This is a genomic window from Streptomyces sp. NPDC044571, assembly GCF_040647115.1.
Classification (GTDB): domain Bacteria; phylum Actinomycetota; class Actinomycetes; order Streptomycetales; family Streptomycetaceae; genus Streptomyces.
Window position 1 is genome coordinate 61548 of record NZ_JBEZBN010000030.1, and the last position, 22270, is coordinate 83817.

A 22270-nucleotide genomic window follows, 5' to 3' on the forward strand; every position below is an offset into this window, starting at 1 on the left:
GATGCTGCGCCGGATCCATGCCCGGCTCCAGGCCTCCTCGGCCGGGCTGGCCTGGAGCCGGGGGCGCGAAATGGAGCTCATGCACCGGGCCATGGGATTCGCGGCGCTCGGGTTCCTGACCCTGGTGCCGCTGCTGGTGGTCGTGGCCGCCGCCGCACCGGGCAGCGGCTCCGGCTTCGGCCGCTGGCTCGGCCAGGCCCTCGGCGTGAGCGAGGCCTCGGCCGCCCGGGTCGAGATGGTGTTCGGCGCCGCCGACCTGGCGCTGGAGCGGACCACCGCCTTCGGTCTCGCCGCCCTCACCGTCTTCGGCCTCACCTTCGGCTCGGCCGTCCAGACCGGCTACGAGAAGGTCTGGGACCTGCCGACCGCCCGGTGGCACACCATGTGGCGGCACGTCGTGTGGCTCGCCCTGCTGGTCTGCTACCTCGCGCTGCTCGTCGAGATCCCCGCGCCCTCCGACGACGCCGTCGGCACGGCCCTCGGCACCACGGGCGACCTGCTCGGCACCTGCCTCTTCTTCTGGAGCTCCCAGCGCCTGCTGCTCGGCGGCCGGGTCCGCTGGCGTGCGCTGGTACCGGGGGCGGCGGCCACCAGCGTCGGCCTGCTCGGGCTGCGGGTCTTCTCCCAGCTGGTGTTCTCTCCGCTGATCGCCTCGAACGCGGTCACGTACGGCCCGTTCGGCACCCTGCTGGTGGTCCAGTCCTGGCTGGTCGGCGTCGGCTTCGTCGTGTACGGCGGCGCGCTCGTCGGCCGCCTGATCCACGAACACCTCACCGTGCGCCGCCTGCGCCACACCGACCTCCTCCCCGACCGGGACTGAGCCGGGGCGGCCCGCCCCGACCAGCCGTAGGTCGAGGGACGGCACGGTGTCGCACGGTGGCACCCGGCAGCACGCCCCAGTGCCGTCCACCCGTCCAGCCGCCCGGAGCGAAGGCCGGTCATGCGCCCGCGGGCAGCCGTGCACGCGGGTGGGCCGGCACCCGCCGGAGGCTGCTCGTGGCGGGGTCGAGACCGCGGCTCGGATGCCCAACGGGATGTTGACAGGCCGTCAACGCGCCTGCATGAGTGTGGGGGCACGCACGCACCAGCTGCTCCAGGAGCAACCCGCCCGCGCGCCATGCCACTTGGGAGGCACCTTGCCGTTCCGCACCCGCCCGCTCCTCCGCCGCGCCGCCCTCACCGGCGCCGCCCTGCTCGCCGCCGCGGCCGCCGTACCGCAGGCCGCCGCGGCCGACGCCGCCGGCACCGGGGACCGCGGGCCGTCCCGCGGCGGCTTGTCCGCCGTGATCCGCTACACCGAGTACGGCATACCCCACATAGTGGCCAAGGACTACGCGAACCTCGGCTTCGGCACCGGCTGGGCCCAGGCCGCCGACCAGGTGTGCGTCCTGGCCGACGGGTTCGTCACCGTCGCCGGTGAGCGCTCGCGCTGGTTCGGCGCCGACGCGGTGCCCGACGGGTCCCTCTCCTCCGCCGCCAAGAACCTCTCCAGCGACCTGTACTTCACGGGCGTCCGCCAGTCCGGCACCGTCGAGAAGCTGCTCGCCACCCCCACCCCGGCAGGCCCCGGCACGGACCTGAAGGAGCTGATGCGCGGCTGGGCCGCCGGATACAACGCCTGGCTCGCCCAGAACAAGATCACCGATCCCGCCTGCAAGGGCGCCGCCTGGGTCCGCCCCGTCACCGCCCTCGACGTGGCCTCCCGCGGCTTCGCGATCTCGGTGCTCGGCGGCCAGGGCCGCGGCATCGACGGGATAACCGCCGCGCAGCCGCCCGGCACCGGAGCCCGTACGACTGCGGCAGCGCCCGACACGGCGGGGGTCGATCCGGCGGCCGCCGCCGAGGCCGCGCGGGCCTTCTTCGACACCGGCCGCTACGACATGGGCTCCAACGCGGTGGCCTTCGCCGGGTCCACCACCGCGAGCGGCCGCGGCCTGCTCCTCGGCAACCCGCACTACCCCTGGCAGGGCGGTCGCCGGTTCTGGCAGTCGCAGCAGACCATACCCGGCGAGCTGAACGTCTCGGGCGGCTCCCTGCTCGGCACCGCCGTGGTGAACATCGGCTTCAACGAGAAGGTCGCCTGGAGCCACACGGTCGCCACCGGCACCCCCGTCAACCTGCACCAGCTCACCCTGGACCCGGCCGACCCGACCACCTACCTGGTAGACGGGAAGCCGGAACGGATGACCGAACGGAAGGTCACCGTCCAGGTGGCGGGCGGCCGGCGCGTCACCCGCACCCAGTGGTGGACCCGCTACGGCCCGGTCATCACCGGCCTCGGCCCCGGTCTGCCGCTGCCCTGGAGTACGGCCACCGCCTACGCCCTGAACGACCCGAACGCGGCGAACCTGCGCGGCTTCGACACCGCCCTCGCCCTGGGCAAGGCCCGTTCGGTCGCCGGGATCCAGGACGCCCTCAGGCATACCCAGGGCCTGCCCTGGGTCAACACGATCGCCGCGGACTCCGCGGGCGCCACCCTGTTCACCCAGTCCCAGGTGCTCCCCCGGATCACCGACGAGCTCGCCGCCCGCTGCTCCACCCCGCTCGGACGGGCCACGTACCCGGCGTCGGGGCTCGCCGTACTCGACGGTACGCGCGGCGACTGCGCGATCGGCTCGGACCCCGACGCGGTGCAGCCGGGGGTCTTCGGCCCCGGGAAGGCACCGACCCTGCGCGACGCCCCGTACGCCGAGAACTCCAACGACAGCGCCTGGCTGGCCAACGCGGACCGGCCTATGACCGGCTACGAGCGGATCTGGGGCACCCTCGGCACACCGCGGTCGCTGCGCACGCGCGGAGCGGTCGAGGACGTGGCGGCGATGGCCGCGCGGGGTCGGCTGACCGTCGCCGACCTGCAGGCGCAGCAGTTCGCCAACCGCGTCCCGGCCGGTGAACTGGCGGCGGCCGACGCGGCCAAGGCCTGCGCCGCGCTGCCCGGCGGCACGGCGACGGCGAGCGACGGCAGGACGGTGGACGTCACGGCGGCTTGCGCCGTGCTGGCCGGCTGGGACCGCACGGCCGACACCGGCAGCCGGGGCGCGCTCCTCTTCGACCGCTTCTGGCGCAGGCTCACGGCGGGCACGGCAGCCAAGGACCTGTGGCTGGTGCCGTTCTCGGCCGCCGACCCCGTCCGCACGCCGCGTACGCTCAACCCGGCCGCGCCCGGGATCGGCCGGGCCCTCGCGGACACGGTCGCCGAACTGGCGGCGGCGGGCATCGCACCGGACGCCCCGCTGGGCGCGCACCAGTTCGTGGTGCGCGGCGGGCAGCGGCTGCCGGTGTCGGGCGGCACCGAGGCACTGGGCGTCTGGAACAAGATCGAGGCGCCGTGGGACGCGGCCGCCGGAGGCTACCCGGAGGTCGTGCACGGCTCCAGCCACATCCAGGCGGTCGGCTGGGACGGCGGCCACTGTCCGGTGGCGCGCACGTTGCTGACGTACGGCCAGTCGTCGAACCCCCTCTCGCCCCACTCCGCCGATCAGACCCGGCTGCTGTCCGGGGAGCGGTGGGTGACCTCGCGGTTCTGCGAGCGGGACATCCTTGCCTCACCGCAGCTGAAGGTGGTGTGGCCGCGCGAGCGTCGCTGAACCGGGGCCGGCGCGGTCCCTCGTACAGGACCAAACCGGCACCGCGCCGGCACCGCGCCGGCGGGGCGACTCACGGGCTCACGGACTCACGGGCTGACGGCGAGGAACAGGTACGCGGCCAGCAGGACGAGGTGGACGCCGCCTTGGAGGAGGGTGGCCCGGCCCGGGACGATGGTGAGCGCGCTGACCACGACGGTCAGCGCGAGCAGCACCATGTGGATCGGCCCGAGGCCGAGCAGCAGCGGCCCGGAGAGCCAGACCGAGGCCAGTGCGATGGCCGGGATGGTCAGGCCGATGCTCGCGATGGAGGAGCCGTAGGCCAGGTTGAGGCTGGTCTGGACACGGTCCCGGCGGGCCGCCCGGACGGCGGCCAGGGTCTCCGGGGCCAGCACGAGCAGGGCGATGATCACACCGACGACGGCGTGGGGCAGGCCCGCGCGGGTGACGCCCGCCTCGATGGTCGGGGACACGGCCTTGGCGTTGCCCACCACGGCGACGAGGGCGGCCAGCAGCAGGCCGAGGCTGACGAGGGCGGCGCGGGAGCTGGGCGGATCGGCGTGGTCACCGTCACCGGAGGCGGCGGACGCCTCGCTGCCCACCGGCAGGAAGTAGTCCCGGTGCCGGACCGTCTGGACGGCGACGAACAGGCCGTACAGGGCGAGCGAGGCGACGGCGGCGAAGGTCAGCTGGGCCGGCGAGAACTCGGGGCCGGGCTTGGTGGTGGTGAAGGTCGGCAGGACGAGGCTGAGGACGGCCAGGGTCGCAACGGTCGCCAGGGCCGCACCTGAGCCCTCGGCGTTGAAGACGGCGACCCGGTTGCGCAGGGCGCCCACGAGCAGGGACAGGCCGACGATGCCGTTGCATGTGATCATGACGGCGGCGAAGACGGTGTCCCGGGCGAGGGAGGCCGTCTTGTCTCCGCCGTCCGCCATCAGGGTGACGATGAGGGCCACTTCGATGACGGTGACGGCCACGGCGAGGACGAGGGAGCCGAAGGGCTCGCCCACCCGGTGGGCGACGACCTCGGCATGGTGGACGGCCGCCAGGACGGCCCCCGCCAGGCACAGCGCGACGAGCGCCACCGCGGGCCCGGGCAGCTTGCGTCCCCAGCTGAGGACGAGGGCGACCAGCGCCAGCACGGGGACCGCCACGGTCCAGTCGGACAAGGGGAATCTGCGAGTAGCCGTACTCATATCGGCCAACTTGCCAGATTCATCCCCCCGGTGCGGCGCAGGGCCCCCTCCGACGCGCTGCCGTGGCCCTTCTCACGGCTCCCGGGCGGCCCGCGGCCCTGTGCGGCTGCGCCCTGCGCTCACATCGCGCGTTCGCGTCCCTCCCAGTACGGGTCGCGCAGTCGACGCTTGTACAGCTTCCCGTTCGGATCGCGGGGCATCGTCTCGATGAAGTCGACCGATTTCGGGCGTTTGAACCCGGCCAATTGCCGCTCACAGTGGTGCAGGATTTCGGCTGCGAGCGAGTCCCCCGCCTCGAAGCCCTCGGCCGGTTCGATGACGGCCTTGACCTCCTCGCCCCAGTCGGCGTGCGGTATCCCGAAGGCGGCGGCGTCGGCGACCGCCGGGTGGGTGAGCAGAGCGGATTCGATCTCGGCGGGGTAGATGTTCACGCCGCCCGAGATGATCATGTCGATCTTGCGGTCGCGGAGGAAGAGGTAGCCCTCCTCGTCCAGCAGACCCAGGTCTCCCACGGTGAAGAAGTCGCCGATGCGGTTCTTCCGCGTCTTGTCCTCGTCCTTGTGGTAGCTGAAGCCGCCGGTGTTCATCTTCAGGTAGACGGTGCCGAGTTCGCCGGGCGGCAGCCGGTTGCCGTCGTCGTCGAAGACCGCCAGTTCGCTGATCGGCCAGGCCTTGCCGACCGTACCGGGCTTCTTCAGCCAGTCCTCCGCGGTGGCGAACGCGCCGCCGCCCTCGCTGGCCGCGTAGTACTCCTCGACGCAGGTGCCCCACCAATCGATCATCGCCCGCTTGACGTGTTCGGGGCAGGGCGCGGCCCCGTGGATCGCGTGGCGCATCGAGGAGACGTCGTACGCGTCCTTCGTCTCCTGCGGGAGCGCGAGCAGCCGGTGGAACTGGGTCGGGACCATGTGCGTGTGCGTGCAGGCGCGGGTGTCGATGAGCCGCAGCATCTCCTGCGGGGTCCACCGGTCCATCACGACGAGCGGGTGCCCGATGTGCAGGGCGGCGCCCGCGAATTGGAGGACCGCGGTGTGGTAGAGCGGCGAGCACACGAGGTGCACGTTCCCGTCGAAGGGCCGGATGCCGAAGATCCCGAGGAAACCGCCGAGGTACGTCTCTTCCGGCAGCTTGCCGGGGAGCGGGCGCCGGATTCCGCGGGGGCGGCCGGTGGTGCCCGAGGTGTAGTTCATGACCCAGCCGAGGGTGCGGTGCTCCGGGGGCGTGGTGGGCTGCCCGTCGAGCAGTTCGGCGTACGGGCGGAAACCGGCCACCGTCCCGACCGCGTACCGGTGGCTCGCGGGCAGGCCCGCCTCGTCGGCGGCCGCGACCGCCGCGTCGGCGAAGTGCTCGTGGGCGATGAGGACCTTGGCCCCGGAGTCGGAGACGATCCAGGCGATCTCCGGGCCGACGAGGTGGTGGTTGACCGGTACGAGGTAGAAGCCGGCCTGGGAGGCGGCCAGGTAGGCGGTGAAGAACTCGACGCCGTTGGGCAGGACGACGGCGAAGGCGTCGCCCCGCTCCAGGCCCGCGGCGCGCAGGCCGTGGACGAGCTGGTTGACGGCCGCGTGGAGGCGGCCGGCGCTCCACTCCTCCCCCTCCGGGGTGAGGAGTACGGTGCGTTCGGGGTCGGCGGTGGCCTGGGCCCAGAATCCGTTGGGGCGGCCCGTCGTCTGCTCGCTCGTCTGCATGCTCATCTGCACGCTCCTCAGGCTCGGCCGGCGATGCGGTTGATGCGGTCGATGGCGCGCTCGAAGCCGCGGGTGAGGTCGTCGAAGACGGCCTGGACGCTGCGTTCGGTGTTCATCCGGCCGACGATCTGGCCGACGGGCGTGCCCAGCAGCGGCGTGACCTCGTACTTCTGGATGCGTGAGACGGCCTCGGCGACCAGCAGGCCCTGCAGCGGCATGGGGAGGGCGCCGGGGCCGGCCGGGTCGTCCCAGGCGTCGGTCCATTCGGTGCGGAGCTGGCGAGCGGGCTTGCCGGTGAGGGCGCGGGAGCGGACGGTGTCGCCCGAGCCGGCCGCGAGCAGCTTCTCGGTGAGGGCGCGGGAGTGCAGGTCGGCCTCGGTGGTGGTGAGCCAGAGGGAGCCGAGCCAGACGCCCTGGGCGCCGAGGGCGAGCCCGGCGGCGATCTGCTCGCCGCTGCCGATGCCTCCGGCGGCGAGGACGGGGAGCGGGGCGACGGCCTCGGCGATCTCGGGCACGAGGACCATGGTGGCGATGTCGCCGGTGTGGCCGCCGGCCTCGTAGCCCTGGGCGACGACGATGTCGATGCCGGCCTCGGCGTGGCGGCGGGCGTGCTTGGCGCTTCCGGCGAGGGCGGCGACCAGGACCCCGTGGTCGTGGGCGCGCGCGATGACGTCGGCGGGCGGGGAACCGAGGGCGTTCGCCAGGAGTTTGACGGGGTAGTCGAAGGCGACGTCGAGCTGGTTGCGGGCGACCTGCTCCATCCAGCCGGTGATCCGCCAGCCGGAGGCCTCTCCCTCGGCGAGCTCGGGGACGTGGTGCTTGGCGAGGGTGTCGCGGACGAAGGCGCGGTGGCCGGCCGGGATCATTGCCTCGATGTCGGCTTCGCTGATGCCGTCCACGGCCTTCTTGGCCGGCATGACGACATCGAGGCCGTAGGGCTTGCCGTCCGTGTTGTCCTGCATCCAGTCGAGGTCGCGCCGCAGGTCGTCGGGGGCGGTGTAGCGGACCGCGCCGAGCACGCCGAATCCGCCGGCGCGGGTGATGGCTGCCGCGACCGCCGGGAAGGGCGTGAAGCCGAAGATGGCGTGCTCCACCCCGAGTTTCTTGCTCAGCTCCGTCTCCATGGGCGGCAGCATGCCGTAGGGCGGCGGACGAGGGAAGAGATTTTCTGATGCTGCGTCAGATTCTTTACGGGCCCGTCGGTGCGGAGCGCGCCGCCCGGCCGGGCAGATACTTGGAGAGGCCGATACGGCGGACAGGAGGCCGGCGATGGAGGAGCACTCGGGGGACGGCGGCGCGCAGGCGCCGAAGGTGCGACCGGGCCGGCGAAAGGCCCCCTCCACCCCGGCCTCGGCCGCACCGGAGGCTGCGCCCGGGGGCGGCGGCGCTGAACACCCCACCGCCGGCACGACCGCACCACGCCCGTCCGCGGGCCAGGACCGCCGGCCGGGCGGCGACGGCCCCGGCAGCGGCACGGCAGGACGGAAGGCCCACGCCGAACACCCGCCTCCCGCGGGCGAGGTCGCGGCGGGACCGGTGGGCGGGGTCGAGCGCCGGGTGCACCACCACGCCACAAGCAGCGCCGACGAGCCGGGCGGCAGCAGCAGCGGGAACGGGACCCGGGCCGGGAACGCGAACGGGACCGGGACCGCGGCCGGCGCCGACGAGCCGGGCGGCAGCGGCAGCGGCAGCGGCAGCGGCAGCGAGAACGGGACCGGGGCAGGGGCCGGGACCGGGGCCGGAGCCGACACCGGGGGCGGGGTGAGTAGGCGGAGGCTCGGGGTCGGGGTGTTGGCGCTGGGCGGGGTGCTGCTGTTGCAGGCCGCCGTCCCCGGGGGCGCCGGAGCCGCCGGGAACCCCGCTGAGCGGCGCGCCTTGCAAGGGCTGCGGCTGCGGTACGGCTCCGCCCGGCAGGCCGGGCTGCTGGAGAAGCACCTGGACGGCGTCGTCGACGAGGCCCGCCGCTTCCTCGGCCCCTCCCCCGAACACCCCTACTACGCCGGGGCCGTGGTCCTGGCCGGCCGGGGCCGCACCGTCGCCCTGCACCGCGCCGTGGGAGAGGCCGTCCGGTACGCGGACTACGACGGACGCACCGACCGGGTGCGTGAGTTCCCCGCTGCGGAGCGGATCGCCATGGCCGAGGACACCGTCTTCGACCTGGCCTCCCTCACCAAACTGTTCACCTCCCTGCTCGCCGTACAGCTGATGGAGCGCGGACAGCTGGAGCTGGAGGCTCCGGTCGAGCGGTACCTGCCGGAGTTCACCAGCGGCGGGAAGGAGCTGATCACGGCTCGGCAGCTGCTCACGCACACCTCGGGCCTGCGCTCCTGGGCTCCCTTCTACCAGCAGCCCACCCGCGAGGAACGGTTGAGGCTGCTGTGGTCCGTGCGCCCGCAGGACACCCCCGGGACGGTGTACCGCTACTCCGACCTCAACCTCATCGCGTTGCAACTGCTCGTGGAACGGATCACCAGTCACCCTCTGGATGCCCTGCTCCACGACGAGATCACCGCTCCACTCGGGATGCACCGCACTCGCTACAACCCGCCGCTCTCCTGGCGCCGGGTCACCGCCGCCACCGAGGTGCAACGGCCGCCCTGGTCCGGCCTGGACCGCGGGCTGGTGTGGGGCGATGTCCACGACGAGAACGCGTACGCCCTCGGCGGCGTCGCCGGCCACGCCGGCATCTTCGGCACGGCCTGGGACCTGGCCATCCTGGCCCGCACCCTCCTCGACGGCGGCGTCTACGCCGGCAAGCGCATCCTGCGCCCCGCCTCCGTCGAGCTGCTCTTCACCGACTACAACACCGCCTTCCCCGGCGACGACCACGGCCTCGGATTCGAGCTCTACCAGCACTGGTACATGGGCGCCATGGCCACCCCGCACTCCGCCGGCCACACCGGTTTCACCGGCACCTCCCTGGTCCTGGACCCGTCCACCGACTCCTTCCTGATCCTGCTCGGCAACTCCGTCCACCCCGTGCGCACCTGGCGGGCCGGCAGCGCACCGCGCGTCGCCGTCGGCAACCGCTTCGCCCGCGCCGTCCCGGTCCGGACGAGGCACGGGGGGCCGGCCTGGTTCTCCGGCATGGAGACCGGCGGCTGCGGCACCCTCACCCTGCCGCCGCTCACCCCGGCCACGGCCGCCGCCCGGCTGCGCTGCGCCGTCTGGTGGGACACCGTGCCCGGCGAAGGCGCCTTCCACCTGGAGGCCTCCGCCGACGGGCGGACCTGGCAGCCCCTGCCGTTCAGCACGCAGCGGACCACGGGCGGCTCCCCCGAACAGTGGCCCCAGGGCTGCGCGGGCGGCTGGTCCGGCCGCATCTGGCACCGCCTCGAAGCGCCGCTCTCCGCATGGGCGGGCCGCGAGGTCCGGCTCCGCTTCCGGCACACCGCGACCGGCCGGTACGTGGGCCGCGGCGTGTACGTGGACGTCGTGCGCGTGTCGGAGCCGGCGCGCCTCCTCTTCGCGGAGGACCGCCCCGCCGACGCGGCCCGTATCGAGGCCGTCGGCTGGACCAGGTCGGCGGACTGACCGCGAGCAGCACCCGGGCCGGGCCCGGCGGCGCGGGCCGGCGGCGCCCCGCCCCGCCGGGCGACGACGGACCCTACTGGCGGACCAGGCAGAAGGGGTGGCCTGCCGGGTCCGCGTAGACCCGCCAGCCGCGGCCCTCCGAGGCCGCGTCGAGCACCGTCGCTCCGTGGCCCAGCACTTCCCCCTGCGCCCGGTCCAGGTCCCGGACGCCGAAGTCCAGGTGGAACTGCTGCGGGTGGGCGGGATCCGGCCAGCGCGGCGGCCGGTGGTCGGCCACCCGCTGGAAGGCCAGGACGAGCCCGGACGGCGTGTGCAGCGTCGCCCAGTCCTCGTCGAGCGACCAGCGCGGATCGGGCCGGTTGACGGTTCCGCCCAGCACCGCCTCGTAGAAGGCGGCGAGTCTCAGCGGATCGGGACAGTCCAGCACCACGCACTGCAGGTCGGCGATCATGCCGGGATTCTAGGCCGGGGCCGGGCAGGCGTGCAGACGGGCAGCCCACGGCATAAAAGCGTGCCCGGCGGTGTTGGCCACTCGTTGGTGACTTCGTTGACCGTTCAACACGAAGGCAGGCAGGTCCTATGACCGACATCGACTGGGACAACCCGAGCGACCCCAAGGGCGGCTGGCAGCTGGACCACGTCCGGCAGTACACCCGTACCAACGGAGCGGAGGGCCACCACTGGCGGGGCACCCAGACCCTGCTGCTCACCACCATCGGCCGGGTCTCGGGCAAGCCCGTGCGCACCCCGCTCATCTACGGTGAGGAAGAGGGCCGCTACTTCCTCGTCGCATCCAAGGGCGGCGCCCCCGAGCACCCGCTGTGGTACCGCAATCTGACCGCCCACCCCGATGTCCGCATCCAGGTCGGCCCGAAGATCCTCCAGGGCACGGCCCGTACGGCCACCCCCGAGGAGCGCGCCCGGTACTGGCCGCTGATGCTGCGACACTGGCCCTCGTACGACGAGTACCAGGCCAAGACCGACCGGGAGATCCCGCTCGTCGTCATCGAACCCGTCCTCAGCTGACCGGGCGCGGGGCGGGCGGGGGCGGCAGGTGGATCGGTCAGTGCCCCAGCACGGCCATCGCCGCGTTGTGGCCGGGGACCCCGCTGACACCGCCACCGCGCACGGCGCCCGCGCCGCACAGCAGGACGTTGGCGTACCGGGTCTCCACGCCCCACCGGCCGCCGGCCCCCGGCTCCTCCCCCGCGTACGGCCACGCCAGGTCCCGGTGGAAGATGTGGCCGCCGGGCAGGCGCAGTTCACGCTCCAGGTCGAGCGGGGTCTTGGCCTCGATGCACGGCCGGCCGTCGGCGTCGAAGGCCAGGCAGTCGGTGATCGGCTCGGCCAGGTGCGCGTCGAGCTGGGCGAGGGTGGCGGTCAGCAGTACCTCGCGCGCCACCGTGTTGCCGCCGTGCCCCTTCTCGAAGAGCCGGGCCGGAGTGTGCAGGCCGAAGAGGGTGAGCGTCTGGTAGCCCTGCTCCACCAGCTCCGCCCCGAGGATGGAGGGGTCCGTCAGCGAGTGGCAGTAGATCTCCGAGGGCGGTACGGAGGGCAGCTCCCCGGCCGCCGCCTCGGCGTAGGCCCGCGCCAACTCGGCGTAGCCCTCGGCGATGTGGAAGGTGCCCCCGAAGGCCTCGCGCGGGTCCACGGAGGTGTCCCGCAGCCGAGGCAGCCTGCGCAGCAGCATGTTGACCTTCAGCTGCGACCCCTCGGGCCGCTCGGAGGCGGGTACCGGCCCCTCCTCGCCGAGGAGTTCGGCCAGCGCCCGGGGTGAGGCGTTGACCAGCACGGTCCGCGCGACGACCCGCCCCTCGCCGGTCGCCGTACGGAAGGTCACCTCGGCCGGCGCCCTGCCGTCGGTGTCGATCCGGAGCACCTCGTGCCCGGTGGCGATCCGCGCCCCGGCCTGCCGCGCGGCGGCCGCCAGCGCGTCGGTGAGGGCGCCCATCCCGCCGACGGGGACGTTCCAGTCGCCGGTGCCGCCGCCGATGACGTGGTAGAGGAAGCAGCGGTTCTGCACGAGGGATGGGTCGTGCGCATCCGCGAAGGTGCCGATCAGCCCGTCCGTGAGCACCACGCCCCGCACCAGGTCGTCGGCGAAGTACTTCTCGACCGCCTGCCCGAGGGGTTCCTCGAACAGCATCCGCCAGGCGGCGTCGTCGTCGATCCGGGCGCGGAGCCCGTCCCGCGTGGGCAGTGGCTCGGTCAGGGTCGGGAACACCCTTTCGGCGACGCGGCCCGTCACCCCGTAGAAGGCGCGCCAGCTGTCGTACTCGCGGTCCGAGCCGGTGAGCCGCGCGAAGGATTCCCGGGTCCGTGCCTCGTCGCCGCCGACGAGCAGCCCGCCGGGCCGGCCGCCGCGTTGGACGGGGGTGTAGGAGGAGACGGTGCGCCGCCGGACCGCGAACCGCAGGCCCAGGTCGCGCACGATCTTCGCGGGCAGCAGGGAGACCAGGTAGGAGTACCGCGAGAGCCGGGCGTCCACCCCGACGAAGGGGCGGGTGGAGACTGCGGCGCCGCCGGTGGTGGCCAGCCGCTCCAGGACCAGTACCGAGCGGCCCGCCCGGGCCAGGTACGCGGCGGCCACCAGGCCGTTGTGTCCTCCGCCCACGATCACGTCGTCGTAGACGGCGTCGTACACCGCGTCGTCGTACGCGGCGCCCTCGTACGCGGTGTCCTCATACGCGCTGTCGTCCTGCGCGGCGCCTTGGCCGCGTACCGCATCGTCCCGCACCGTGGCCTGCCCGAGTCCCCGCGAGGTCGTCATGGCTCTTGGTAGCACACCTGGCCGAGTCGCTCCAGGCAGTACACCTCGTCGGCGTGGGCGGCGACGGTGTCGGGGTGCTCGTCGCCGAGGGACCGCTCCCGGATCCCGGCGAGCTCGCGGTACACGGGCAGGGCCTCGTCCCAGCGGCCCAGCCGGCCGAGCCCGGCGGCGAGTTCGCGGCGGCTGACGAGGGTGTCGGGGTGTTCGGCGCCGAGTACGCCGGCCCGGGCCGCGCCCACCTCCCGGGCCTCCTGCACCGCTTCCTCCCAGCGCTCCAGGCGGCCCAGGTTGACGCCGAGGACGTGCCGGGCGCGGAGCGTCTCGGGGTCGTGCGCCCCGTACGCGCGGGTGCGGTCGCGGACCAGGCCCCGGAACAGGTCCAGGGCCTGGGCGGCGCGGCCGGTGCGGCCGAGCGCGATGCCCACCTCGTAGCGGGCGGCGAGGGTGTCGGGATGGTCGCGGCCGAGGACCCGTTCGCGGACGGCGGCGACCTCGGCGAAGCCTTCCAGGGCCTCTCCCCAGCGCTCCAGGCGGCCCAGCGCGTACGCCGCCTCGTAGCGGGTCAGCAGCGTGTCCGGGTGCTCGTCGCCCAGCACGGCCGCCCGGTCGGCGGCGACCCCGGCGGCGGTGCGGTGGGCCTCCTCGAACCGGCCGAGGGCGCCGAGCGCGCAGGCCAGGTTGTGCCGGCAGCGCAGGGTGTCGGGGTGCAGCGGGCCCATGCTCCGCTCACGGGCGACGAGCACCGCCCGGTAGACCTCGTGGGCCTCCCGGTGACGACCGAGCCGCCCCAGTTCGTACGCCGCCTCCTGGCGCGCGGCGAGGGTGTCGGGGTGGTCGGCGCCGAGCAGGCGGGTGCGGCCCGCGGCGACCGCTTCGTACGCGGCCAGCGCCTCGTCGGGGCGGCCGGCCCGGCTCAGGGCGAAGGCACGGGTGTGCCCTGCGGTGAGCTCCTCGGGGCCGGCACCCGCCCCGGCTGCCGGGGCCGCGGCGCCTTCCGCGCCTTCGCGGGATCCTGCGCCGCCCGGGCCGCCGGGGCCGGGCGTACAGGCGATGCCGTACGGCGCGGTCAGCCGCGGGTCCTCGGCGGCGGCGGGCCGCACGATCCGGTGGGACCCGCTGGGCCGCGCGGCGGTCCATGAGCCGGTGAGGACGGCCCATTCGCCGCTGGCGGGGCGGGCGTCGATCCCGGCCTTGCGGCCCGCGGTCATCCCCCGGGCCCACGCGGGCAGGGCAGGCTGCGCCCCGAGCGGCCCGCCGGGGCCGAGCCGGGCCTCGACCAGGCGCCGGTGCAGGTGGCGGGCGTCGCCCGGGCGGTCCTCGGGGCGCTTGGCCAGCAGCTCCAGGACGACCTGCTCGACGTACTCGGGCAGCTCGGGGCGGTGCTCGCGGAGCGGCACCGGCGCGGTGTCGCTGTGTCCGACCAGCACCGACCAGGAGTCGCCGAGGTCGAAAGGCGGGGCGCCGGTGGCGATCTCGTACAGCACACAGCCGAGGGAGTACAGGTCGCTGCGGTGGTCGACCTCGCCGCCCGCGATCTGCTCGGGCGACATGTAGTGCGGGGTGCCCATGGCCATGCCGCCGCCGGTCAGCTTGGCGGTGAAGCCGATGTCGTGGGCGAGGCGGGCGATGCCGAAGTCGCAGATCTTCACCGTGCCGTCGGTGAGCCGCATGATGTTGGCGGGCTTGAGGTCGCGGTGGACGACCCCCTGGTCGTGGGTGTAGCCGAGGGCGGCGGCCAGCTGCTCCGCGATGTCGACGACCACGTCGACGGGGAGCGGGCGGGCCTCGTTGTCCTCCAGGAGCTGGCTGAGGTTGCGGCCGTCCAGGAGCTCCATGACCAGGTACAGCGGGCCGCCCGCGGCGCTGTCGTCGCCGAAGTCGTGGACGACGGTGACACCCCGGTGCTGGAGGGACGCGGCGACGCGCGCCTCACGGCGGAACCGTTCGCGCAGGACCTGGGTGAAGTGGTTGTCCTGCTCGGAGCCGAGCGGCTTGAGGCATTTGACGGCGACCTGCCGGCCGAGCGACTCGTCCCGGGCACGCCACACTTCGCCCATGCCGCCGCGCCCGATCAGATCGAGCGACCGGTACCGGCCCTGGATCAGTCTGGACTCCGCCATGTCTTAAAGCCGCCCCCGTTGTCGTGCTACGTCCTACGCCCTCCCCGGCCGGTCCAGTATGGCCGCTGGTGTATGCAGTGTGTACGGCGAGGGGCGGCTCCCGGGACCCATGCGCTGCATCGCCTTCAAGATGTGACCTGGGGGCAGCTGCCAGCGCAGACCAGCGGGAATGCTGCGCAGCAGGGTACCGGTGAGGCGCAGGTTCCTGGTGACGGTGTCCGGGGGCGGTGCGGGTCTGCCGTACAGCCGGTGCGCGTGCGCGGGGAGGGAGCCGTACGCGAGGGCGGCGACGGGGCGCCACAGCAGGTTTCGGCCGGCGAGAAGGGCGGGGTGGACGGGCGGGCTGCGCAGGAACTCGTCCACGGCGCGGGCGTCGGGACCCGCGGCGAGCACGGGCCGGACCGTGTCGAAGTACGCGGCGAGGGCCGCGGTGTCCGCCGGTACCTGCGCCGGGTCGAGGCCGACGAGGCGGGCGTTGACCCGGTTCTCGTCGACGTAGCGGTCGGCCTGGGCGGCCGTCAGGGCCACGCCGGAGCGGCACAGGACGTGCAGGAAGCTGTCGATCTGGGCACAGTGCACCCAGAGCAGCAGCTCGGGATCGTCGACGGGAAACCGCTCACCGGTGGCCGGGTCGGTCGCGGACAGCGTGCTGTGGATCCGGCGGACGCGGGCACCGGCGCGCTCGGCTTCCTCGGTGGTCCCGTAGGTGATGGTCCCGACGAAATCGGCCGTCCGCAGGAGCCGCCCCCAGGCGTCGTTGCGGAAGTCCGAATTCTCCATGACACCGCGGACCGCGCGCGGATGCAGCGCCTGGAGGTACAGCGCCCGGACACCTGCGATCCACATGATCGGGTCGCCGTGGCACTGCCAGGTGACGGACCCGGGCCCGTAGAGACCGGGGTCGGCTTCGCCCTTCGCCCCACCTTTCGCTTCGCCCGCCGCTTCGGTCATCGCATCGCCCCTTCCCTCCCGCATTGCGCGGATATCGGTGGAACGCGTGTTTCGGTGGAACGCGTGCCAGCGTCCCACCGGTTCCCGGACGGCGCCAGTGGCGGGGCGCAGGGGGGGGCGGGGCGGACGGAGACTGGAAGGGCGAGGAAGGGAGGCCGCCATGCGCAACCCGATGCCCACCCGGATCAGCCAGGCACTGCCCACCGAATACCGCGGACGGCTGATGGAGCACGCCCGCGAGGTGAATTTCCCCGAGGGCGCCAGGCTCTTCAACGAGGGCGGCCGGGCCGACCGCTTCTGGATCGTCCGCTCGGGCGTGGTCACCCTGGACCTGCACGTTCCCGGGAAGCAGCCGGCGGTGATCGAGAACCTCGGCCCGGGCGAGCTGGTCGGCTGGTCGTGGATGTTCCGGCCGCACCAGTGGCACCTGGGCGCGGAGGCGACGACCCCGCTGCGCACCCACGAGTTCGACGCGGAGGCCGTACGGGAGCTGATGGACGGCGACCCCGCCTTCAGGGCGGCGGTCGCCACTTGGGTGGGGCAGGTCCTCGCCCACCGGCTGCAAGCGGCCCGGGAGCGACTGCTCGACCTGTACGCCCCGTACGGCAGCGGTAGCGGCCGGTGAGCCGGCGGCCGGTCAGGCGGGGGTCGTGAGGGAGCCGGGCCAGTCGTCGGTGTGCCACTGCCGGCCCGCGCCCTCGCCCCGGTGGTGGGCCGACAGCGCGGCGGCCAGGTCCCCGTGGACGGGCACGGCCGGGCCCGTCGCCCCCGGCACCGGCGGACCGTCCGCGGGGACCGCGGCGAGCTCCAGGGGCCGCCCGTGCTCGGCGAGGCGCCGGGCGGCCTCCGCCACGGCGCGCTGCCCGTCGGCCGACCAGCCCCGCAGCCCGGTCAGGTCCAGGATCACCGGCCCGGTCCCGCGGGCCACGGCCCAGCCGACGGCGCCCGTGAACCGCCCGGTCGCCTCGGCGCCGAGGTATCCGGCCAGGGACAGGACCCCCAGTTCCTCGTGCGCGGTGTAGCGCCACTCAATGGTCATCGTCGGTTCCTCGGCTTCACGGGGCAGATGCTCCGGACCCTCGCGCCGCGCCGCGAGCACCCGGGCCCGTGAGCGTACGTCGACCGCCCACCCGCCCGTGCTCCCGCCCGCATGCCGGACGCCCCCCGGGAAACCGGGGCCCGGAGCGGCTCCTCCACGCCGACGTCGGCCATGCCGGAGGATCACGGGGACGGCGGCGCGGCCGGGGCCATCAGCCCGCGCAGCAGCGGGACGAGCGGACGTTCCACCAGGCGGTGCAGCAGCCACGCGATCAGCACCGCGCCCGCGACCACCCCGAGCAGGGTCGGCCATGCGCCCCACTGCTCGTTGCACCGCCAGATCACCCGCACGCCCAGCGACTGGTGCACGAGATAGAGCGGGTACGAGATCGCGCCCGCGACCGGCAGCCAGCGCCACTGGATCCCGTCCAGCTTCCCGAGCGCGATCAGGCCCATCACCACGTACATGGCGGTGATCGCGGCCAGGCAGACCTTCCAGTTGATGCCGTGCCCCTCGCCCTCCATGATCGCCGGGAGGCGGTGCTGCATCAGCAGCCAGGACAGCGCCAGGATGCCCAGGGTCTCCCCCTCGATCCGGCCCGCACGGCGGACCAGGTAGCGACCGCCGCCCAGTAGAGCGGGAACAGGCGCAGGATCCGGCCCTGCCAGAACTGCTGGAGCGACTTGCCCCAGCCGGACATGCAGATGACGAAGCCGCTGATCATGAAGAAGAAGACCACAACCAGCCAGCCGAACCCGGCGACCCGGTGCAGCACGGGAAACAGCTCGATCGCGGTCCGCTGCCAGCGAGCCGGCCAGGTAGTGGAACAGGACCACCGACAGCGCCGCGAGCAGGCGCAGGCCGTCCAGCACGTCGGGCTGTCCGCGACACCGCTGCGTTCGGGGGTATGGAGCCCCGCGATGGTATCGGTGCCGTGTGTACACACAGGCACCCGGGTGCGCCCGGCAGACGGCCCGTTCGACCGGACCTGTCGAGCCGTCCGTTCCGCTTTCCGCTGCGCGGGACCGCCCGTCCCCATCCCCACCTCGCGACGCCTGACCGGACGGACGCAACGCCGGCCGTCACGTCGGCCGTCGCAGTCGGTCAGCGGCGTACGCGGGGCATGCCCAGGCCGATCCAGGAGATGATCTCGCGCTGGATCTCGTTGTTGCCGCCACCGAAGGTGAAGATGACGGCGCTGCGGTAGCCGCGTTCGAGTTCGCCGTGCAGGACCGCGCCGGCCGAGCCGTCCTTGAGGGGGCCCGCCGCACCGACCACCTCCATCAGCCAGGCGTACGCGTCCCGGCGCGCCTCGGAGCCGTACACCTTGACGGCGGAGGCGTCCTGCGGGGTGAGGGTGCCGTCCTGGACGGCGTTCACCATCTGCCAGTTGAGCAGCTTCATCGCGTCGAGACGGGCGTGGGTGCGGGCCAGGCGGCCGCGGACCCACGACAGGTCGATGACGCGGCGGCCGTCGGCCAGCTTGGTCTCGGCGGCCCAGCGCTGGACGTCGTGCAGGGCCCGTATGGCCATGGTGCCGTGGGCGGCGAGGGTGACGCGCTCGTGGTTGAGCTGGTTGGTGATCAGCCGCCAGCCCCTGTTCTCCCGGCCGACGCGGCGGCTCGCGGGGACGCGGATGTTCTCGTAGTAGCTGGCGGTGGTGTCGTGGGACGCGAGGGTGTTGATGAGAGTGCAGGAGTAGCCCGGGTCGGAGGTCGGCACCAGGAGCATGGTGATGCCCTTGTGGGCCGGGGCGTCCGGGTCGGTGCGGACGGCGAGCCAGACCCAGTCGGCGGTGTCGCCGTTGGTGGTCCAGATCTTCTGTCCGTTGACGACGTACGTGCCGGTCTCCTCGTCGCCCTCGCGCACGGCCCTGCACTTGAGCGCGGCCAGGTCCGTGCCCGCGTCGGGCTCGCTGTAGCCGATGGCGAAGTCGATCTCGCCGGCGAGGATCCGGGGAAGGAAGTACGCCTTCTGCTCGTCGGTGCCGAACTGCATGATGGTCGGTCCGACGGTGTTGAGCGCCATCAGCGGCAGCGGTACGACGGCCTGCGCCGCCTCGTCGAAGAAGATGAACTGGTCCATGGGCGACATCCCGCGGCCGCCGTACTCCTCGGGCCAGCCGACGCCGAGCCATCCGTCCGCCCCGAGCCGGCGGATGGTATCCCGGTAGAAGCGCTTCTGGGCCGCCGGATCCTCGTAGCGGGCGTAGACGTCCTCGGGGACCAGGTCGGCGAAGTACGCGCGCAGCTCGGTGCGCAACTGCTGCTGCTCAGGCGTGTATTCGAGGTGCACGGCCCCTCCGGGTGTCTGGCGGTCCAGCCGGTCGCTGTAGTGGCGCACAGAGTAGAACCTGTTACAAGAAGGGGGAAGGACCGAAGGGTCGGGGTTTCGGCACGCACGCGCGGAACAGGGCGGGCGCGGTTCGTCCTCCGCCGACCCGGCGTGGCGCAGCGCAGCGGCAGCGGCTCGCTCAGGTCAGCGCGGCGATCATCGCCGCGGCCGTCGCCGCCATCGCCGTACGGGCAGCCGTCAGGTAGGGGCGGGGGTCCGCCGGGGTCAGGTGCGTGCGGATGGCCTCGGTCATCGCCACGTTCAGCGCCGTGCCGATGTTGACCTTGCGGATGCCGCCGGCCACGGCCGCCGCCAGTTCGGCGTCCGGCAGCCCCGAGGAACCGTGCAGCACCAGCGGCACGTCCACGGCCTTGGCCAGCCGCGCCAGCAGCGCGTGGTCGAGGGAGGCGGTACGGCTGGTCATGGCGTGGCTGCTGCCGATCGCCACCGCCAGCGCGTCGACGCCGGAGTCGGCGACGAAGCGCCGCGCCTCGTCGGGGTCGGTACGGGCCCCCGGCGCGTGCGGGTCCAGCGGGGGCGCGCCGTTCTTCCCGCCCACCTCGCCCAACTCGGCCTCCACCCAGAGCCCGTTGGCGTGCGCCCAGTCGGCGGCGGAGCGGGTGGCCTCCAGGTTCTGCGCGTACGGCAGCTGCGCGGCGTCGTACATCACCGAGCTGAACCCGGCGTCCGCAGCCTGCCGGAGCAGGTCGGGGCTCTTGACGTGGTCCAGGTGCAGACCGACCGGGACGGCGGCGGCCTCCGCACACGCGGCCGCGGCGCGCGAGATCGGCAGCAGCCGTCCGCCGCGGAACTTCACCGCGTTCTCGCTCAGCTGCAGGATGACCGGCAGGCCCGCCTGCTCCGCCCCCGCCACGACGGCCTCGGCGTGCTCCAACGTGATGATGTTGAACGCCGCGACGGCGCGGCCGTCGGCGGCCGCCCGCTCGACGAGCGCTCCGGCGGACACGATGCTCATCGAACCGCCTCCTCGCCGGCGGTGAGGATCACCGAGCGGGTCAGGTTGCGCGGCTGGTCCGGATCGAGCTCCTGGTGCGCGGCGACCGCGAGGGCCAGCCGCTGCGCCCGTACCAGTTCGGCCAGGGGGTCGAGCCGGCCCGCGATCCACCGGCCGCCGGTGGCCCGGACCTGCTCGGCGAGCCCGTCGGGGGCCTCGCCGAGCGACCAGGTGAGGGTGCCCGGCCCGGTGATGCTGATCGGCCCGTGCCGGTACTCCATCGCCGGATACGACTCCGCCCAGGACAGGGAGGCCTCCCGCATCTTCAGCGCGGCCTCGTGCGCGAGCCCGACGCTCCAGCCGCGGCCGAGGAAGGTGAACTGGCCGCAGCTCGCCGCCTGTTCGGGCAGCGGCTCGGCCAGTGCGGTCCGGGCGTCGGCCACCACGGCCGCGGTGTGCAGGCCGAGGTGGGCGCGCAGCAGGGTCAGGGCGGTGGTCGCGAAGCGCGTCTGCACGACGGACTGCTCGTCGGCGAAGTCGAGGACGACCAGCTCGTCGGCGAGGCCCATCACCGGGGTGGCCGGGTCACCGATGACGGCCGTGGTGGGCACGCCGGAGTCGCGGAGCCCGGCCAGCAGGTCCAGCACCTCCGTGGTGGTGCCGGAGCGCGTCAGCGCGACGACCCGGTCGTAGCGGCGGTGCCGGGGGAACTCCGAGGCGGGGAAGGCGTCCGTCTCCCCCTGCCCGGCCTCCTCGCGCAGAACTGCGGCCGCCTGGGCCATGTAGTACGAGGTCCCGCACCCGACGAAGGCGGTACGCTCCCCCGGCTGCGGCAGCACCGCCCGCTGCGCCGGAGCCAGTTCGGCGGCCCGCTCCCAGCACTCGGGTTGCGTGCCCAACTCGTGCGCGACGTGGCTCATGGCGGCTCCCTGACCCCGCGGGGGGGCGTGTTGGTGCGGCTTGCTGCGTTTTCCTGCAAAGTATCGGGCAGTTTCACGCAACTTCAAGCATCTCGGCCTCGATCCCCTCAGTTAATGTCGACGGGTAGGCCGAGCGGGACAAGCGAGAGCACCCGAGGGGGTTGAACGCCGTGGGGTCCATGACCCGGAAGGAACGCTGGCAGTCGCTGCTGGATCTGCTGGTGGAACGCGGTGAGCTGGAGGTCGAGCCGGCGGCGGAAACCCTCGGCGTGTCCGCCGCGACCATCCGCCGCGACCTCGACCAACTGGCCGAACAGCAGCTGCTGGTCCGTACGCGCGGCGGGGCGGTGCTGCACGGGGTCTCGTACGAACTCCCGCTGCGCTACCGCACGTCCCGCCGCGCCGCCGAGAAGCACCGCATCAGCGAGGCGGTCGCGGCGCTGATCACGCCCGGGGAGGTGATCGGCCTGACGGGCGGAACCACGACGACGGAGGTGGCCCGCGCGCTGGCCGGCCGGCCGGACCTGTCGACGGGCTCGCCCGCACTGACCGTGGTGACCAACGCCCTCAACATCGCGGGGGAGCTCGTCATCAGACCGCAGTTCAAGATCGTCCTGACGGGCGGCGTCGCCCGCCCCCAGTCATACGAACTCACCGGGCCGCTGGCCCAGCAGGTGCTGGGCCAGCTGACGGTGGACACCGCGGTCGTCGGCGTGGACGCCTTCGATCCGGCCGACGGCGCGGCAACCCGCCACGAGGACGAGGCCGCGGTGAACCGCCTGCTGTGCGAACGGGCCCGCAGGGTGGTCATCGCGGCGGACTCAAGCAAACTCGGAGTCCGCGCCTTCGCCCGCATCTGCCCCACCCGATCGGTCCACACCCTCGTAACGGACACGGGCCTCCCGGACCCGGTGGCGGCGTCGTTCGAGGCGGCGGGGGTGGAGGTGGTGCGGGTGTGAGGGGGGGCTGCGGGGGGCGGGATGGGAAGGCGGGGCGGGGTCGGGGTCGGGGTCGGGGTCGGCGGGTGCCCGCACCCGGGGTCGGAAGGCGAGGCGGGGGCTTCGGGGGGCGGGATGCCCGCGCCCGGCATCAGGGGAGGTCCGGGGGCGTCCCGTCAGTCCACTGTCCTTCCGTGTCGGTCCGGCCCGTCAAGGGCGCTCCTCCTCGTTCCTCGTCGTC

The 22270-nt window shown here is 73.7% G+C and carries 19 protein-coding genes; 6 read left to right on the plus strand and 13 right to left on the minus strand.

Going from position 1 to position 22270, the window contains the following annotated elements; genetic code table 11:
- Position 1 precedes the first annotated feature (1 nt).
- Positions 2-820, plus strand: coding sequence for a YhjD/YihY/BrkB family envelope integrity protein (locus AB0B01_RS18145; protein WP_361719553.1), 819 nt, complete (start codon positions 2-4; stop codon positions 818-820).
- Positions 821-1136: 316 nt separating this feature from the next.
- Positions 1137-3587, plus strand: coding sequence for a penicillin acylase family protein (locus AB0B01_RS18150; RefSeq protein ID WP_361719487.1), 2451 nt, complete (start codon positions 1137-1139; stop codon positions 3585-3587).
- 86 nt (positions 3588-3673) lie between these two features.
- On the opposite strand, the gene AB0B01_RS18155 is transcribed toward AB0B01_RS18150, so the two are convergent.
- The 3 genes from AB0B01_RS18155 to AB0B01_RS18165 form a co-directional block, all read right to left on the minus strand.
- Entirely contained in the window at positions 3674-4780 is a 1107-nt protein-coding gene (locus AB0B01_RS18155; protein ID WP_361719490.1) for an ionic transporter y4hA, read from the minus strand.
- Positions 4781-4899: 119 nt separating this feature from the next.
- Positions 4900-6474 carry an acyl-CoA synthetase gene (locus tag AB0B01_RS18160; RefSeq protein WP_361719493.1) on the minus strand — a complete coding sequence of 525 codons (1575 nt, stop codon included), beginning with the start codon at positions 6472-6474 and terminating at the stop codon, positions 4900-4902.
- Positions 6475-6485: 11 nt separating this feature from the next.
- Positions 6486-7592, minus strand: a complete 1107-nt coding sequence (locus tag AB0B01_RS18165; protein ID WP_361719496.1) for a nitronate monooxygenase family protein — start codon at positions 7590-7592, stop codon at positions 6486-6488.
- Between the two features lie 637 nt (positions 7593-8229).
- On the opposite strand from AB0B01_RS18165, the gene AB0B01_RS18170 reads away from it, so the two are divergent.
- Positions 8230-10002, plus strand: coding sequence for a serine hydrolase (locus tag AB0B01_RS18170; RefSeq protein ID WP_361719556.1), 1773 nt, complete (start codon positions 8230-8232; stop codon positions 10000-10002).
- A 73-nt stretch (positions 10003-10075) separates the two neighbouring features.
- Here the strand turns inward: AB0B01_RS18170 and AB0B01_RS18175 are convergent, their stop codons facing one another.
- Complete coding sequence (locus AB0B01_RS18175; protein WP_361719499.1) at positions 10076-10453, minus strand: VOC family protein; 378 nt, start codon at positions 10451-10453, stop codon at positions 10076-10078.
- A gap of 128 nt (positions 10454-10581) precedes the next feature.
- Between AB0B01_RS18175 and AB0B01_RS18180 the strand changes: the two genes are divergently transcribed.
- Positions 10582-11028 carry a nitroreductase family deazaflavin-dependent oxidoreductase gene (locus AB0B01_RS18180; RefSeq protein ID WP_361719502.1) on the plus strand — a complete coding sequence of 149 codons (447 nt, stop codon included), beginning with the start codon at positions 10582-10584 and terminating at the stop codon, positions 11026-11028.
- A 37-nt stretch (positions 11029-11065) separates the two neighbouring features.
- Here the strand turns inward: AB0B01_RS18180 and AB0B01_RS18185 are convergent, their stop codons facing one another.
- Genes AB0B01_RS18185 through AB0B01_RS18195 form a run of 3 tightly spaced genes read right to left on the minus strand, consistent with a single transcriptional unit; the run spans position 11066 to position 15843 of the window.
- The gene (locus AB0B01_RS18185) at positions 11066-12772 is read right to left on the minus strand and encodes an NAD(P)/FAD-dependent oxidoreductase (RefSeq protein WP_361719505.1); all 1707 of its coding nucleotides are present in this window, start codon (positions 12770-12772) and stop codon (positions 11066-11068) included.
- A complete protein-coding gene (locus AB0B01_RS18190) occupies positions 12769-14892 on the minus strand; it encodes a serine/threonine-protein kinase (protein ID WP_361719508.1) in 2124 nt (707 codons plus the stop codon). The genes AB0B01_RS18185 and AB0B01_RS18190 overlap by 4 nt, the downstream gene beginning before the upstream one ends.
- A gap of 33 nt (positions 14893-14925) precedes the next feature.
- A complete protein-coding gene (locus AB0B01_RS18195) occupies positions 14926-15843 on the minus strand; it encodes an oxygenase MpaB family protein (RefSeq protein WP_361719511.1) in 918 nt (305 codons plus the stop codon).
- Between the two features lie 160 nt (positions 15844-16003).
- Between AB0B01_RS18195 and AB0B01_RS18200 the strand changes: the two genes are divergently transcribed.
- Positions 16004-16468 carry a cyclic nucleotide-binding domain-containing protein gene (locus AB0B01_RS18200; protein WP_361719514.1) on the plus strand — a complete coding sequence of 155 codons (465 nt, stop codon included), beginning with the start codon at positions 16004-16006 and terminating at the stop codon, positions 16466-16468.
- A gap of 12 nt (positions 16469-16480) precedes the next feature.
- Here the strand turns inward: AB0B01_RS18200 and AB0B01_RS18205 are convergent, their stop codons facing one another.
- From AB0B01_RS18205 to AB0B01_RS18230, 6 genes are all read right to left on the minus strand, one after another.
- Entirely contained in the window at positions 16481-16882 is a 402-nt protein-coding gene (locus AB0B01_RS18205) for an STAS domain-containing protein (RefSeq protein WP_361719517.1), read from the minus strand.
- Between the two features lie 182 nt (positions 16883-17064).
- Positions 17065-17430 carry a hypothetical protein gene (locus AB0B01_RS18210; RefSeq protein WP_361719520.1) on the minus strand — a complete coding sequence of 122 codons (366 nt, stop codon included), beginning with the start codon at positions 17428-17430 and terminating at the stop codon, positions 17065-17067.
- Positions 17430-17657, minus strand: coding sequence for a hypothetical protein (locus AB0B01_RS18215; RefSeq protein ID WP_361719523.1), 228 nt, complete (start codon positions 17655-17657; stop codon positions 17430-17432). Before AB0B01_RS18215 ends, AB0B01_RS18210 begins: the two co-directional genes overlap by 1 nt.
- Before the next feature lie 329 nt (positions 17658-17986).
- On the minus strand, positions 17987-19177 hold the full coding sequence (locus AB0B01_RS18220; RefSeq protein ID WP_361719559.1) for an acyl-CoA dehydrogenase family protein: 1191 nt from the start codon (positions 19175-19177) through the stop codon (positions 17987-17989).
- Positions 19178-19355: 178 nt separating this feature from the next.
- A complete protein-coding gene (locus AB0B01_RS18225; RefSeq protein ID WP_361719526.1) occupies positions 19356-20192 on the minus strand; it encodes a class II fructose-bisphosphate aldolase in 837 nt (278 codons plus the stop codon).
- Positions 20189-21091: a sugar isomerase gene (locus tag AB0B01_RS18230; protein WP_361719529.1), complete on the minus strand. Its 903-nt coding sequence runs from the start codon at positions 21089-21091 to the stop codon at positions 20189-20191. Before AB0B01_RS18230 ends, AB0B01_RS18225 begins: the two co-directional genes overlap by 4 nt.
- A gap of 179 nt (positions 21092-21270) precedes the next feature.
- Here AB0B01_RS18230 and AB0B01_RS18235 point away from each other — a divergent pair, with 179 nt between their 5' ends.
- Positions 21271-22050: a DeoR/GlpR family DNA-binding transcription regulator gene (locus AB0B01_RS18235; protein WP_361719532.1), complete on the plus strand. Its 780-nt coding sequence runs from the start codon at positions 21271-21273 to the stop codon at positions 22048-22050.
- The last annotated feature ends 220 nt before the right edge of the window (positions 22051-22270 follow it).

Excerpts from the sequence above, each read along its gene's own strand:
- AB0B01_RS18145 (WP_361719553.1), top strand. The coding sequence starts at position 2 with ATGCTGCGCCGGATCCATGCCCGGCTCCAGGCCTCCTCGGCCGGGCTG.
- AB0B01_RS18155 (WP_361719490.1), bottom strand. The coding sequence starts at position 4,780 with ATGAGTACGGCTACTCGCAGATTCCCCTTGTCCGACTGGACCGTGGCG.
- AB0B01_RS18160 (WP_361719493.1), bottom strand. The coding sequence starts at position 6,474 with ATGAGCATGCAGACGAGCGAGCAGACGACGGGCCGCCCCAACGGATTC.
- AB0B01_RS18165 (WP_361719496.1), bottom strand. The coding sequence starts at position 7,592 with ATGGAGACGGAGCTGAGCAAGAAACTCGGGGTGGAGCACGCCATCTTC.
- AB0B01_RS18175 (WP_361719499.1), bottom strand. The coding sequence starts at position 10,453 with ATGATCGCCGACCTGCAGTGCGTGGTGCTGGACTGTCCCGATCCGCTG.
- AB0B01_RS18180 (WP_361719502.1), top strand. The coding sequence starts at position 10,582 with ATGACCGACATCGACTGGGACAACCCGAGCGACCCCAAGGGCGGCTGG.
- AB0B01_RS18185 (WP_361719505.1), bottom strand. The coding sequence starts at position 12,772 with ATGACGACCTCGCGGGGACTCGGGCAGGCCACGGTGCGGGACGATGCG.
- AB0B01_RS18190 (WP_361719508.1), bottom strand. The coding sequence starts at position 14,892 with ATGGCGGAGTCCAGACTGATCCAGGGCCGGTACCGGTCGCTCGATCTG.
- AB0B01_RS18195 (WP_361719511.1), bottom strand. The coding sequence starts at position 15,843 with ATGACCGAAGCGGCGGGCGAAGCGAAAGGTGGGGCGAAGGGCGAAGCC.
- AB0B01_RS18200 (WP_361719514.1), top strand. The coding sequence starts at position 16,004 with ATGCGCAACCCGATGCCCACCCGGATCAGCCAGGCACTGCCCACCGAA.
- AB0B01_RS18205 (WP_361719517.1), bottom strand. The coding sequence starts at position 16,882 with ATGACCATTGAGTGGCGCTACACCGCGCACGAGGAACTGGGGGTCCTG.
- AB0B01_RS18210 (WP_361719520.1), bottom strand. The coding sequence starts at position 17,430 with ATGCAGCACCGCCTCCCGGCGATCATGGAGGGCGAGGGGCACGGCATC.
- AB0B01_RS18225 (WP_361719526.1), bottom strand. The coding sequence starts at position 20,192 with ATGAGCATCGTGTCCGCCGGAGCGCTCGTCGAGCGGGCGGCCGCCGAC.
- AB0B01_RS18230 (WP_361719529.1), bottom strand. The coding sequence starts at position 21,091 with ATGAGCCACGTCGCGCACGAGTTGGGCACGCAACCCGAGTGCTGGGAG.
- AB0B01_RS18235 (WP_361719532.1), top strand. The coding sequence starts at position 21,271 with ATGACCCGGAAGGAACGCTGGCAGTCGCTGCTGGATCTGCTGGTGGAA.